The 13,112-nt window shown below is 57.3% G+C and carries 15 protein-coding genes and 1 pseudogene; 10 read left to right on the top strand and 6 right to left on the bottom strand.

What is annotated here, in order from left to right; genetic code table 11:
- Positions 1 to 88: 88 nt before the first annotated feature.
- The gene (locus tag sS8_RS12455) at positions 89 to 3,187 is read left to right on the top strand and encodes an HsdM family class I SAM-dependent methyltransferase (protein ID WP_197716748.1); all 3,099 of its coding nucleotides are present in this window, start codon (positions 89 to 91) and stop codon (positions 3,185 to 3,187) included.
- A complete protein-coding gene (locus sS8_RS12450; RefSeq protein ID WP_119629911.1) occupies positions 3,184 to 3,897 on the top strand; it encodes a Fis family transcriptional regulator in 714 nt (237 codons plus the stop codon). Before sS8_RS12455 ends, sS8_RS12450 begins: the two co-directional genes overlap by 4 nt.
- Positions 3,898 to 4,036: 139 nt before the next feature.
- Here sS8_RS12450 and sS8_RS12445 read toward each other — a convergent pair whose 3' ends face one another.
- Together sS8_RS12445 and sS8_RS12440 are read right to left on the bottom strand one after the other, a co-directional pair.
- Positions 4,037 to 4,771 carry a TIGR03747 family integrating conjugative element membrane protein gene (locus sS8_RS12445; RefSeq protein WP_119629910.1) on the bottom strand — a complete coding sequence of 245 codons (735 nt, stop codon included), beginning with the start codon at positions 4,769 to 4,771 and terminating at the stop codon, positions 4,037 to 4,039.
- A complete protein-coding gene (locus tag sS8_RS12440; RefSeq protein WP_145986521.1) occupies positions 4,764 to 5,063 on the bottom strand; it encodes a hypothetical protein in 300 nt (99 codons plus the stop codon). The genes sS8_RS12445 and sS8_RS12440 overlap by 8 nt, the downstream gene beginning before the upstream one ends.
- A 288-nt stretch (positions 5,064 to 5,351) precedes the next feature.
- Between sS8_RS12440 and sS8_RS12435 the strand changes: the two genes are divergently transcribed.
- Positions 5,352 to 5,603, top strand: a complete 252-nt coding sequence (locus sS8_RS12435) for a type II toxin-antitoxin system TacA family antitoxin (RefSeq protein ID WP_170161066.1) — start codon at positions 5,352 to 5,354, stop codon at positions 5,601 to 5,603.
- Between the two features lie 457 nt (positions 5,604 to 6,060).
- On the opposite strand, the gene sS8_RS12425 is transcribed toward sS8_RS12435, so the two are convergent.
- Positions 6,061 to 6,294, bottom strand: coding sequence for an AbrB/MazE/SpoVT family DNA-binding domain-containing protein (locus tag sS8_RS12425; RefSeq protein WP_119629907.1), 234 nt, complete (start codon positions 6,292 to 6,294; stop codon positions 6,061 to 6,063).
- Between the two features lie 24 nt (positions 6,295 to 6,318).
- On the opposite strand from sS8_RS12425, the gene sS8_RS28110 reads away from it, so the two are divergent.
- A complete protein-coding gene (locus sS8_RS28110; RefSeq protein WP_170161065.1) occupies positions 6,319 to 6,480 on the top strand; it encodes a hypothetical protein in 162 nt (53 codons plus the stop codon).
- A gap of 92 nt (positions 6,481 to 6,572) precedes the next feature.
- On the opposite strand, the gene sS8_RS12420 is transcribed toward sS8_RS28110, so the two are convergent.
- The gene (locus tag sS8_RS12420; protein WP_119629906.1) at positions 6,573 to 6,899 is read right to left on the bottom strand and encodes a hypothetical protein; all 327 of its coding nucleotides are present in this window, start codon (positions 6,897 to 6,899) and stop codon (positions 6,573 to 6,575) included.
- Between sS8_RS12420 and sS8_RS12415 the strand changes: the two genes are divergently transcribed.
- The 4 genes from sS8_RS12415 (at position 6,898) to sS8_RS12400 (ending at position 10,662) form a co-directional block, all read left to right on the top strand.
- Positions 6,898 to 7,854, top strand: a complete 957-nt coding sequence (locus sS8_RS12415; RefSeq protein ID WP_119629905.1) for an IS110 family RNA-guided transposase — start codon at positions 6,898 to 6,900, stop codon at positions 7,852 to 7,854. The two genes, sS8_RS12420 and sS8_RS12415, sit on opposite strands and share 2 nt — an antisense overlap.
- A gap of 691 nt (positions 7,855 to 8,545) precedes the next feature.
- A complete protein-coding gene (locus sS8_RS12410) occupies positions 8,546 to 9,022 on the top strand; it encodes a hypothetical protein (protein WP_197716747.1) in 477 nt (158 codons plus the stop codon).
- Between the two features lies 1 nt (position 9,023).
- Positions 9,024 to 10,319 (top strand): relaxase/mobilization nuclease domain-containing protein, encoded by a 1,296-nt coding sequence (locus sS8_RS12405; RefSeq protein ID WP_170161064.1) that lies wholly within the window; start codon positions 9,024 to 9,026, stop codon positions 10,317 to 10,319.
- A 4-nt stretch (positions 10,320 to 10,323) separates the two neighbouring features.
- Positions 10,324 to 10,662, top strand: a complete 339-nt coding sequence (locus sS8_RS12400; protein ID WP_119629903.1) for a hypothetical protein — start codon at positions 10,324 to 10,326, stop codon at positions 10,660 to 10,662.
- A gap of 49 nt (positions 10,663 to 10,711) precedes the next feature.
- Here the strand turns inward: sS8_RS12400 and sS8_RS12395 are convergent, their stop codons facing one another.
- Entirely contained in the window at positions 10,712 to 11,398 is a 687-nt protein-coding gene (locus tag sS8_RS12395; protein ID WP_119629902.1) for a DNA methyltransferase, read from the bottom strand.
- 367 nt (positions 11,399 to 11,765) lie between these two features.
- Here sS8_RS12395 and sS8_RS12390 point away from each other — a divergent pair, with 367 nt between their 5' ends.
- The gene (locus sS8_RS12390; RefSeq protein WP_119629901.1) at positions 11,766 to 12,119 is read left to right on the top strand and encodes a DNA cytosine methyltransferase; all 354 of its coding nucleotides are present in this window, start codon (positions 11,766 to 11,768) and stop codon (positions 12,117 to 12,119) included.
- A pseudogene (locus tag sS8_RS29945) lies at positions 12,040 to 12,345 on the top strand (DNA cytosine methyltransferase); the annotation flags it as partial. The gene sS8_RS12390 and the pseudogene sS8_RS29945, both read left to right, overlap by 80 nt.
- A gap of 157 nt (positions 12,346 to 12,502) precedes the next feature.
- Here the strand turns inward: sS8_RS29945 and sS8_RS29175 are convergent.
- Positions 12,503 to 13,009, bottom strand: a complete 507-nt coding sequence (locus tag sS8_RS29175; RefSeq protein WP_232020622.1) for a tyrosine-type recombinase/integrase — start codon at positions 13,007 to 13,009, stop codon at positions 12,503 to 12,505.
- Positions 13,010 to 13,112 lie beyond the last annotated feature (103 nt).

Below are 13,112 nucleotides of genomic sequence, written 5' to 3'. Positions count from 1 at the left end.
TCAGAAGACAAAAGGCTAGCCTCGCAGAGCAGTATGTTCTTGCTATGTTCTATTTTTCATCAAACTCGGAGATTCGGTGGTGACGTCCGTGGCCCTGCAGAACTGGCTGGAACGGCTTGGCTATGCTGCCGAACCTGCTGTTTTGCATCGACGCGGCGCAACTGTTCCAGAAAATCATCCCTACGCATTGGAGATCAAAACTCTCCTTAAGCCGGATGGAGCAGTTCGGGCGCAGGCCGTCTTTGATGTCGAAGGCGTGCCGACCGTTGTGATTATCGGGAATGATGACCAGCCTCTAACGGAGCAGGATTTAGATGATGTGCGTAAGCGCGTCTGGAACCAAAACCTGGCGGCCGTCGTAATCGAGATCCAGTGCGACTCTGCTCTGGTGGTTCCAGCGCGCAAGCTCCGGAATGCGGGCAAGAGGCTAGCGCTGGGGGAAGCGCGGCCGGATGGGCCTTTTTCGGCTGCCGACATTGCATCTGCAAACCTGTCTCGTCGCGAGCCCACATGGTTTGACGTCAAGGAACGTGTCGACCAGAAGCTGCTCACCAACCTCTCGACTACGGTCAGTCGCCTAACAAGTTCTGGATTTTTGAATGTTTCAGATGAAGGTTCATGTCGCCAATTGGCCGAGCTGTTGATGGGGCAAGTGCTCTTTGTGAGCTACCTTGAGCATCGCGAGATCGTTAGCTCGACCTACCGGGAAAAGCGCTCAGTCTGTGAGCTTCACAGTCTGGTTGATCGCGCCGACCGAGCAGGCATTCGCAATCTGATCGATTGGCTCCGATCGGACTTCAACGGCGACTTTCTCGGAGAGGATTGTCATGATCCCTGGGCGATGCTGAGTCACCAAGGCTTTAAGCTTCTCAGCCTGTTCCTGAAACACACCGACATGCGTACTGGTCAAGGTGATTTTTGGAACTATGACTTCAACTACATTCCCGTCGAGCTGTTGTCCGGTATTTACGAGACGTTCTTGACCCCTGAGCAGCAGGCCAAGGATGGCGCGTACTACACGCCGCGTCATCTTGCCACGCTCGTGGTCGACCTAGCGTTCGCAACATCGAGCGATCCGCTTCAGGAGACGATCTTCGACGGGGCGTGTGGTTCCGGTATTCTGTTAACGACAGCGTATCGCCGCTTGATCGCCCTTTCCGAAGCACGTCATCAATGCCAACTAAGTTTTGCCGAGCGAGGGGACCTTTTAAAGAGCCGTATCTTCGGCGGCGACATCAACTTCATGGCTTGCCGGGTCACTGCCTTTAGCCTCTATCTTTCGCTCCTCGAAGGACTAGACCCGGCCGACATATTAGAAGCGCAAGAACGTGAAGGTGTAAAGCTGCCCTCACTGGCTGGGGCAAACCTCGTCCATGGAACTGCTGCGGCCGACTTTTTTGTCGATACGCACAGCTTCGATGGTCAGCGGTTCTCGCTCGTAATCTCGAATCCGCCCTGGACGAAGCCGGAGAGTGAAGACATCAGCTCTGCTGATATTTGGGCCGATCGATCCGGAATACCGTTTGTCCGTCGCCAAATCGCCGGGGCCTACGCATTGCGCGCACTCGACTTTCTCACCGATAGCGGCCGCGCTTGTATCATCCTTCCGATTGGCCAATTCTTAGCGCCGCCGAGCGAGCGCTTCGTCTCGTATTTGCTGGGCCTTTACCGCCCAAATCGTTTAATCAACTTCGGCGATCTGCAAGGTCTGTTGTTTCCTTCCGCTGAAAATACCTGTCATGTATTTGTTGGAGAAAAGCGCCCGAAGACAGCAGCACACCACATTCCGTTCGGTGAAACATTCGATTACTGCGTGCCGAAGGCCGATATGAGTTTGGCGCTCGGCCGCCTGACCATGCAATCTGCCGATCGCCACATTCTCCAGACCCGGTCGGTCGCACAAGATCCTCAGTTGCTTATTACCATGATGTGGGGCGACGCGAATGATCTTGCGCTTTGGATACGCCTAACTGCGCGTGGCACTTTTGCAGATTTCTGGAAAGGCCACCGCGCGTTCCGGAGATGGATTAATCGCAAGGGCATTCAGCTCAACGACAAGACCCGAGAGACGGTAAGTGCAGAGCGTCTTCGAGAAATGCCGTTCGTGCCTATTACGGCTTTGCGCGCCGGATCACCGGTCTTACACCCCGAGCTTCTGGAGCAGTGGCCTGAAGATCAAGAGCACGTGGTCGGCCTGACGGACGATATTATAAAGGTGTTCGATGGTCCACGGGTTCTATTCTCTGATGGTTTTTCCAAACAGGAACATAACATCAGGGCGGTCTTTTTCGATGGACCAGCGTCGTTCACGCATAGCGTTGGGGTGATCGCGGGGCCTAAAACGGACGCAACCCTTCTGAAGTTTGCTGCCGTTTATCTGCGCTCGAGCTTGGCTCGCTATTTTTTGATGATGCGGGGCTGGAAGATGCTGTGCGAGCGTAATGGATTACACCTCATAGATCTTGAAAGATTTCCCTTCTTTGATCCGGAAAGTGCGCCTGATCCTAAAGCTGCCGCGGCTTCATTAGCATCCGTCGCAGATCAGATGGATGCATTGGCCCAGCTTCCAGAGCTTGAGCAGCCACGTAGCTATGATGAACTACGGTCAGCGCTGGATGAAGCTGTTTTCGATTATTTTGGCCTCACCGAAAACGAGCGCGTGCTGGTTCGCGAAACCGTCGAGGTCCTCATGCCGTCTATCCGGCCTCGTAGCTTCAAGAGTCTTGACACGCCAGCCCAGCGCCAAGCTGGCTCCGATGATTTCCGGACTTATGCCGCAATGCTTGGTGAGGCGCTGACATCTTGGCGTGTGCGTACGCAAGGACGTGGCCGCTTCGATGTGCGGGTCACGCTCACCGATCCTAAACGAGCTGGTCCGTCAGGGATCGTCCGCATTGCTTATGCTGAATCGCCGACCGGGGCGCCTACTGTCGACGCGACGATCAATGACCAACTAGTGCTCGCAACACTTGCCGAATTACGCTCGGCCGGCCTGCGCACCATTCCGGCGGGCGCCGCCCTGACGCTAGTACCGGATGCCCACATCTGGGTAGATGGTGCCCTGTATCTTGTGCGCTCGCTCGCACGCCGAAATTGGACGGTGCGACAGGCGCTGCGGGATGCCGAACACATTGTCCGGTCCGTGCAAAGCCGGGCTGGCAAAGCTAAGCCGCTGGAAGTTACGTGACTTCAGGCGCCGACTGGCTCTCCGCTTTCCCGATCCAGCCTGCCACTGAAGCCGTCGAAGCGCTTCAAGAAGCATGGTGCATATTGGCCGAAAAGCCGCGGGCGGACTTTAATCCAAAGACGAAGGAGCCCGTCCTCACAAAGACGCTGAAGATGTATGTTGAGAATGTCACGGCGCGAGAACGCGGCCTTCTTGGCATGTGGGCGGCCGAGAACGTGATAGGCGATTTCGATCCGGAGACTGGCAAAATCCTCGAGGAGCGGAGGACTGATATCGTCTATGGCTGGAATAATGAAAGTCAGAGTATTCAACTTGTTTTTGAATTTAAGCGGTTGGGTAAGCAGAAGAGCCACCGAACACACTATCTCGGCAAGAATGGGTTAGGTCGATTCGTGTCGGGTATCTACAGTCGCCGCCAGTCGGTGGCGGCAATGGTCGGAATCTTGCTCGATCCGGAACACGAGGTAGTACCACTTCTCAGGAAGGCCTTTGAGGGCGCTGATCTTGCGACAGAGTTACGGCTCCGACCGACGACAGCCGGGGCGCCCCTGCAGCGGCCGTCTAGCTTGTTTAGGACGGCCGACTTTGATACTGAACACGAGCGCGACGCCGATCTGGCGCCAACGCACGGCCATATTCGGGTATCGCATTTCTTTCTGCAGTTCGGTTATCCGACGAGTACCACCAAGGCGAAGGCGACTACCCTCTAAGGAGTCGTTTGTGAACCACATGTATCGGTTTGGTGGGTGGCCTATAGGGTCGAATTTTGAGACAGTCGTAACGCCAGCCTTGAGTTTCAGCTTCTCGTTGAAACAATTGAGCCTACGCTCAAGCTGAATAAAGGCTGTGTCAGAGATATTTTTTAAAAGTCGCCGAACTCACCATCAGGACAACAGCGAACATAACCGCAAACGGAACAATGACGGCGTTCGGGTGAACCGTCGTGGGCCAAGCGAGATAAATGATCCAGGGCAGCGCCAAGGACGGACCGATGCCGCGTTTTGCTAGATGATAGACCTGCCCGTGCTCCCGCCCACCACCCCAGCGGCGAAGGTCGCGCTGGACCATGCCGTCGACGAGTCCGACCAGCCCCAGCAATCCGAAGATCGGCACGGCCAGAATCAGCACCGCCACGCGGACGGCGTAGACTTGCGTGGCGATCATCGCGGCGTGAAGGTACCGCTTCGCGCCCCGGGCGAAGTTCGATCGCTGTTGCTGAAAAAAGGATTCTTGAGCCGGCGGTTTTTTTACCTCGGCCCGGTTCACCCAAGCTTCGATTCCGGTCTTTTGATAGAGACTTCCGTGCAGTTGCCCGGCTAGCCGTACCGCGAATTCGACCGGTGGGTCGACCCATAGGCTCTCGGTGAAATCCTCCCGCAGATAGCGCAATTCCTCCGCCAGCATGGCCCGGCTGCGCTTGGGACCTTCCTCGGGCCAGAAGTAGCCGATGCAGACCCATTCGAAGAGGATGTTTCCGATCAGCCCCAGGACCAGCCAGAACGCGAAGCCTAATAGCCCGATCAGAAGCCGTCCCCCAAGCCCCGGCGGCTTTATGGTCGCTGGCCCCGGACGGGATTCAGCCATTCCGGCTGCCCTCGCGCCACCAGTATTCGGCCGTGGTGTACTTGCGGGCCATGGCTTCGGCGATCTGTGTCAGGTTTTCCGGGATGTGGGGATCTTGAGACGCGTCCGGCAGAGGCATGCGGAGCTTCCACAGATGTCCGCCTTCCAGCAGGGCGATCACGTCGAGCGGGGTGATCATCGGCGTTTCCGTCACCGTGATGCGGTGCTCGTTGCGACTGGTGAAGTCGACCTGCAGGGTCGGGTCCGAAGCATCGGTGAGGCCGGGCACCAGCAGCTTCGAACGGATCTCCATCGAATCCAGCTGTATCAAGGCGGTCAAAGGCGAGAAGAATTATTAACCCGCCCCCGAACACAGCGTTCGCCCTGAGCTTGTCGAAGGGCACTCGGCTTGGGGCTTCGACAGTTCAGCCCGAACGAATTTGCGAGGGTAATTAAGGGCAAGATCAATAACTCGGCATTTGTACGGAACCTTGAAGTAAGGCCCGAGGCCGTATAAGAGCCTATCCCAGTAGGTGCCCAAAACCCTTCGACAGGCTCTAAGTCGATTCCTCGAGTTTCCGTATCAATGAATGAAACCGCCATGTCTGCTGCGACCACACCCTACGAGCGCATTGACCTCAGGATCTCGCCCGAAATCAAGGCACTGATCGTTCGCGCCGCAGCCACGGCCGGCGTTTCCGTGAGTGCCTTTCTACTGGACGCCGCGCAGGAGCGCGCCAAACAAGTTCTCAGCAGGGCGGAATTGATGACGCTGTCGCCGCGTGACAGGGAGGCTTTCTTTACCGCGTTGGACCATACCGACAAGCCCCGCCCGAAATTGTCGGCCGCCTAAAAAGCAGTGGCTTCTTGAAGCCGGATATGTGTTCCGCTGTACTTACGCTATTCTGCCGATTCTGGTGTGATCAGCGTCACATGTGGGAAATAGCTGGCGTACTTGCCCACATCGCGTGTTAACAGTGGGATGCCGAGCACCGATGCATGGGCTCCGATAAAAAATCCGGAAGGCCCCCGTTCTTGGTTCCCTTTCGGCGCCGGTATTGCAGAAAGGCTTTTCCCGCCAAGAACAAGGCCTCCCGAGGAATGGACTCAACAATGAAACCGCCTTGCGCCAGCATCGCTTCCAGCTCTTCGATGCGGTGAAGGCAATCGAGAGTTCGGCATAGATTAACGGATTGATGATCAGGGCATCGTTGAGGGCGGTTTGATCCAGTTGCCTTTGCGACCAATCGACCCATACCGGGGCCTCTTCGATGACGTCCGGGATGATGTTGGTATCGACCAATACCACGTCAATCTTCGCCGCGGGGCAGGGCCATGATCTCATCCGTGCTCATTTTGACCGTGGCGGCACCGCGGAGAGCGGCAAAGCGGCTCGCGGATTTCTTGGTTTCGGCGGGGATAAGGAGTACCTGTCCTTCGTCCGTGACCTTGAAATCCACCGCGCTGCCGGGTTCCAGTCCTAGCAGATCCCGAATGGGTTTAGGAATGGTGACTTGTCCCTTGCGGGTCAGTGTTGTACTCATGAGTCGTCCTCGAAGTAATACTTTATGTATAGTCAGTGCCTGGATAGTCAGGAGAAGATCGCGGCCGAAGTCGCCGCCTGGGAAAGCCAACGGAACGCTCTAAAGGCCCGCATTCACTGGACCTTCACCCTCGCAGCGGCACGGCAAAAACTACGGAAACTCTACCCGTCAAATGAAGATGGATGACCCACTAGAGCGTTTTTCATATCGGTGTACGGATTCGTGCCGGGAAGGAAGACTGTAGGTCGGCAATCCCTTCCCAATCGCAAACGGTCGCTTTAGTCGCGACCCTTCCGACAAAGCCCTTTGCTGAGCCGGTACGTCGGCAAAGGATTGCCGACCTTATATCTCGATTCTGTGTTCCACAAGAGGCAGAATCTCCGACTGTTCATCGGATCCAGACGCTGGGCAAGACGTTGCCGACCTTGGGCCTGAAGCCCGCGCCGTAGATCGTCCCCCAGCGTCCCTTCCTCGCCATTGAGTTCGAACAGTATCGTAGGGCTGCCTTGGGCAGAACCCTGGATGGATAAGGCTGAACCCGGCAGGAGCGGTTCCGAGCGATCGGCCCCTTCATCGCTTCCGAACGAACCCCAAGGAGACTTCATGACGTTCACCCCCATCGGTATCGACATCGCCAAAGCCAAGTTCGACGCCGCCGCGCTCCGCAACGGCAAGTACAAAACCAAGGTCTTCCAGAACACGCCCGAAGGGTTTAAGGCGTTCCTGGCCTGGCTGCAGGCCTTCCCAGCGCCCCACGTGTGCCTGGAGGCCACCGGCCGCTATGGTGAGGGCTTGGCCCTGTTCCTGGTCGACCACGGCCTCGCCGTCAGCGTGGTCAACCCCGCCCAAATCCACGCCTTCGGCAAAGCCGAACTGAGCCGCACCAAGACCGACAAGACCGATGCCAAGCTCATCGCCCGCTTCTGTCACAGCCAAAGACCTCTGCTCTGGCAGCCGCCTCCGCCGGCCGTGCGCCCATTACAAGCGCTGGTCCGTCGGCTCGAGAGCCTCCTCGAGATGCGGCAGATGGAAAAAAACCGCCTGGACGGGGCCGATCCCACCGTACGCCCCTCCATCGAAGCCGTGCTCGCCACCCTCGATGCCGAGATCGCCGCGACCCAAAAGCGCATCCGGGAGCACATCGACCATGATCCGGACCTCCGCCAACGGCGTGACCTGATCGACACCATTCCCGGTTTGAGCGACGCCACCATCCCGGTGCTGCTGGCCGCCCTGGGCGACGTTCACCGCTTCGAAAACGCGCGCAGCGTCGCCGCCTTTGCCGGCCTCTCGCCCAAAGAGCACCAGTCCGGAAAATGGAAAGGCCACACCCGTCTATCCAAAACCGGCGATGCCTTGCTCCGCAAAGCCCTTTACATGCCGGCCATCGTCGCCCGGCGCCATAACCCACTGATCCGCGCCTTCTGCGAACGCCTTAAAGCCCAAGGCAAGAACGGCAAACTCATCGTGGGCGCCGCCATGCGCAAGCTCCTCGTCCTCGCCTACGGCGTCCTCAAATCCGGTCAACCGTTCAATCCCAATCATGGGCTTGCATCGTGATTCTTAAGACAGTATCTACATATCGGGATCCCTTACACCGAATCGAAAAATGCTCTAAGTACATTCAGGAAAGTCCTACGGCATATGAACCGCTCATTGAGAGGACTTTCCGGAGATTCGATTGGATGGGTCGAAACACGCTGGGCGACTTGAACGAATGCGGCCATGGTTTCGAAACGTTCGTAGTACGTCACTTTGCGCGGAAGTATTCGTAGCTCGGCAATCCTTTGCCGACGAACGCATCGGCCCGGCGGCTGTTTGGTTCACGACAAACCGTTATGGCGTAAAGCGCTCAATCGATATGTCGACATTGCTGATTCCCGCTCCGAAGCACTTTTTGCGGGAGGCAGAAGCTTAGGTTGTGATTCGGGTCACGAACACCGGATCTCAGTGGGTGTAAAGTCCACGTAAGACTTGTCCAGGACGAATCCAGGCTATGCGGCCCGGCGGTTTTTCCGCCGCATGTGTCCAACGGGCGGACACCGACTCATCGATTGTTTCGAGGCCGTCGTTAAGCGATCGATGCTCTGCGTTGAGGTAAGTACAGAGGAGGGAGATGGAATGGCGAAATTATTGCTTTTATGGCATTGGCGGACCTGACGGGAGAGAGTTCGAACTCCCTGTTCGACGTTTTGGAAGACTGGGAAGCTCAGCTCAAGCCGCATGAAGCGATACTGCCGGAGCTGGAACCATGAACCAGCTCCCGCGCCAGAATATCCAGAACGCCCAGCCTGTCTTCGCCGAGTCAGCCCGCAAACCTGTTCGCCGGAAGGTGAAGACACCGCCGCCGTTCTCCCTGCGCCTGAGCGATGAGGAACGGGCAAAACTGGACGCTGCTGCGGCAGATATGCCGCTCGGCAGCTACATCAAGGCCAGATTGTTTGACGGCGACCTGTCGCCCCGCCGAACGCGCGGAAGAGCGCCTGTCAAAGACCATGCGGCACTGGCGCAAGTGCTCGGCATGCTTGGCAATATGCGCCTGGCCAGCAATCTCAACCAACTGGCGAAAGCGGCCAATATCGGCACGTTGCCCCTAACACCGGAGGTAGAAGAAGACCTGCAACGCGCCTGCGCTGCCGTCATCGCCATGAGAGCGGAACTGATGCGGGCGCTCGGACGTGATGGAAATTTGCGCGAACCCGCCGCAACCGACTCCGGGGAGACGTGACATGCTCGTAACCGGGAAAGAACGGGGGGACGCTCTGCAACTGGCTCATTACCTGCTTGCCATGCGCGACAACGATCACGTCGAGCTGCATGAGGTGCGCGGGTTTGTCAGTGACGATCTGATTGAGGCTTTCCGGGAAGCTGATGCGATAGCAACCGGAACACGCTGCACCAACCATCTGTTCTCGATCAGCTTCAACCCGCCGGAAACCGAACGGGTCAGCGTCAAAGACTTTGAGGCCGCCATTGAGAAGGCAGAGTCCAGATTAGGTCTGGACGGGTATGCCCGCGCGATTGTTTTTCATGAGAAGAACGGCCGCCGCCATGCTCATGTCGTTTGGTCGCGGATTGATCCGTCACAGATGAAGGCCATCAACCTGCCCTTCTACAAGACCCGCCTGAACGAAGTCTCGAAGGAACTGTTCCTGGAACATGGCTGGCGGCTGCCGGACGGATACCGGGACAAGACCAGGCGCAATCCCCTGAACTTCACCCTGGCTGAGTGGCAGCAGGCGGGACGCTGCAAGCAAGACCTCAAAGCGTTGAAGATGACCTTCCGCGAATGCTGGTCGGTATCCGACAATCGCGCCTCGTTTGCGCAGGCACTGGAAGAACAGGGGTATGTTCTAGCCTGCGGGGAACGTGGTCATGTGGCCGTGGACTTTCACGGTGAGATTTACGCGATTTCACGGCAGACGGGGCAGAAGACGAAGGCCGTAAAAGAAAAACTGGGCGATGCAAAAGACCTCCCCTCGGTCGATCAGGCGAAAGAACTGATCGCCAGCCGCATGACGGACAAGCTGCGCGGCTTCATCCAGGATGCCGAACAACAGGTCGATGAACAGGCCCGCGAAATTGAGAAACGCAAGGCCGAACTGAAAGCCCGCCAACGCGCGACCCGCCGGGAACTGAACACCCGGCAGGAGATGCGGGCGCAGGCAGAAGCGCTTGCCCGCTCGAAGCGGTTCCGCACAGGCATACGCGGAATGTGGGACTGGTTGTCCGGCAAAACCCGCAAGATCAGGAAACAGAACGAACTGGAAGCCGCAGAAGCTGCTGTGCGCGATGCGGCGGAACGTGACCGCATGATTGCGGCACAGCTTTCAGAGCGCCGCGTCCTGCAACAAAACCTGCGAACGGCCAGACGCGAGGCGAGGCAACGCTCCGAACAGCTGCGCCGTGACGTGGCCTTCTATCTCGGCATGCGGGAGGCCGCACCGGACTATGACAGCGATGATCGGCCCAAGGGTCGGCGCTCGCGCAAATCTCCGCGCCATCAGCTGGAACCGGGGAGATAGGATCATGCAGATGAGCTGGAAAGACCTGAACGCGCTACTCAACGAGGCGCTTGGCCTTGAACAGGATGTCCGGGGCACGGCGCGGCGCAGGCAGATGGACATCGTGCGCATGATCCGTGCCGGAGAACTGGACTATGACGCGCCCGATGCCTGTTCTCATGATGCGATGACTGCCGACATGATTATCGCGGAGCATGGGGATGCGGGGCGCTTCTACAGTTCCGACATGGAAGACCACCTAGTCCTCATGAACGGCATCTGTCGGCACTGCCCGCGTGAAGCGGGCTGTCCCTGTGACCGTATGGCGCGCGCCGTGACGGCGCCCGGCTCGCATGCGGACTGACTTTTGAAGTCAAGGCTCCGCCGTGCGCAGGATGCGCACGGCGGACGGGTCAGGCAGCAATTTTTTCGGGTGCGGGCCTGCGCTTCTTCTGAACAAAGCGCTCCACACCTGCCAGGCGGCGCTTTGCCAGTTCGCAATAGCGGGCCTCAAGTTCGATACCGATGGCCTGTCTGCCGTTCAGTGCGGCAGCGACGGCGGTTGTCCCGGACCCCAGAAACGGGTCCAGCACCACGTCACCGGGCTTTGAGAACGCCCGTACAAGTGGGGCGATGACCTCCACGGCCTTTTCAGTCGGATGCAGGCGGTTGCCGCTATAGGTCCATTCCTGCATGTCGGCCAGCGGCTTGTCCGGCGGTGTCGGGTTGCCCTTGCGCAGCAACCATGCACTTTCATGCTGATATTGCAGATGCCGGGCGCTTGAGGTGTAGGACTTGCGCCAGACGATATGTCCCGCCGTCTGGAATCCGGCCTCCTGCCACGCGGCGGAGAACTGCGGAATCGCGTTCCATCCGCAGAACAGCAGGCAATAGCTGTGATCTTTCAGCACACGGTATAGATGCGGGAAGACAGCCAGAACCATGTCCGGGCTGTTGTCACCTTTCAGGCTCCGCCCTGTCCGGTCGCGGTAGTTGCAGAGATACGGTGCGTCCGTCAGCACCAGATCAACGCTGCCACCTTCCAGCCTGTCCAGTACGCTTGCCGCGTCTCCGCAAATAATGTCATGTGTGTGTTCCATCGGGAATTTTCCTTTCCTTGATAAGGGGTTGCGCATGCAACCCTTGCCCCGTGGCGAACTGGGGGTGTGCAAGGGACAGGGAAAACCGGCGAAAGATTATGTCGTTGTTGGGGGAGACCTTCAGGGGGAACCGACAACGACGGAATCTCTTCGATCTGTTTTGCTTGAACCGCGCTGAGGGCACCGCCCTAAGCCCTAAGCCTAAGCCTTACCCTTGACCGAACTCATTACATCGTTGCCAACCCCTGTAGATTTGCTGTAGCAATGGAGTTAACGACTGCGACCTGCCAGACCTCTCCGAGGTACATGCGCTTCAGACCTGAAAAAGAGCCTGGCGCTTGCCATCGAATTGAGGCATAATAAATTCATGAGGCAGGAAAATAATACAAATCTATTTATCGACATTTTCGCCGGATGCGGCGGACTTTCCCTAGGGCTAATACGCGCGGGATGGAAATGTGCGTTTGCAATAGAGAAAAATTGCGATGCATTTTCGACCTATAAACACAATCTATTAGACGGAAAATACGCGACCAGCTTTGACTGGCCGATTTGGTTGGAACGCACCGCGCACGACATAGACGAACTTCTGGAAAGCCACAGAAAAGACCTTTTGGCGCTTCGGGGGAAGGTTGAATTGATTGCGGGGGGGGCCTCCATGCCAGGGTTTCTCATCTGCTGGCAGACGACAGCACGACGACCCCAGGAACAAGCTTTTTGAAAGTTATCTGAAGGTTGTCGATATCATCCACCCAAACGCGATTCTGATCGAGAATGTTCGCGGCTTCACCTCCGACTTTTCCAAGACATCCAGCGTTAGGAATTATTCTGCGGAACTCGTAGAGCGATTGTCCACTAATTATGATGTTCATTTCCAACTCTGTGATTTGTCCGAGTTCGGCGTCCCGCAGTCCCGCGTCCGGTTCTTTCTAATAGCACTTCGCAAAGGAATCCGGACGGATGATCCGTTTGATGTCGTGAATGCCAAGCTCCCTACGTTTCTGCGCAAGAACAATTTGCGCGTCCCTGTCACCGCAAAACAGGCGCTATCGAGTTTGGAAGTAACTAGGGGCGGCTGTCGTCCGTCCGGTGAAACGAGCGGCTTCATGGAGATTTGCCCCACCTCTCCCGCAACATCTTACCAGAAATACCTCGCCCAAGAAGACACCGCGATTCACGACCTGCGTCTGGCGAGACAGTCAGGGCCTTTCTGGTGCGCTGTGACGGAAAGAGCGGCGCAGCATCTTCTAGATCAGGGTGCTTCTTCAACCAATCCTGGATGGCGCTTGCCGCCGTCCCGTTCAGCGTGATCATCCGGTGCCGCTGGTTTTTCGACTGCATGAGGTCGAGCGTGTCGCCTGCGATCAAATGCGCGACCTGTCCGACGCGGATAGAGAGCAGTTCATTGGCGCGGTAGGCGGTGTTGATGCCGAGCGTGAACAGGCACAGGTCACGCGGGCGGGGCGATAAATTTTCCTTGATCGCGGCAATCGCCGCAAGATCGCGGATCGGTTCCACCTTCGTGGTCGAACCCGCTTTCGGATGATTGGAATTTCGGAGTCTGTTCAACGGCATAGAGCCGACAAAGCGCCCGAAATGGTCCGATGTCAACTTCTACTCAGAAGTTGGGGTAATCGCCGTAAGCCGCTGTGAGTGCTCTGTGCAGGCTCGTTTTTCCACAGGAACAGGTTCCTAAGTGCTTGACCTCGCGTTA

Origin of the sequence: Methylocaldum marinum, from assembly GCF_003584645.1 — a bacterium.
In the GTDB taxonomy this organism is placed as follows: Bacteria; Pseudomonadota; Gammaproteobacteria; order Methylococcales; family Methylococcaceae; genus Methylocaldum; species Methylocaldum marinum.
This window is presented reverse-complemented; position numbering and strand designations above follow the sequence as displayed.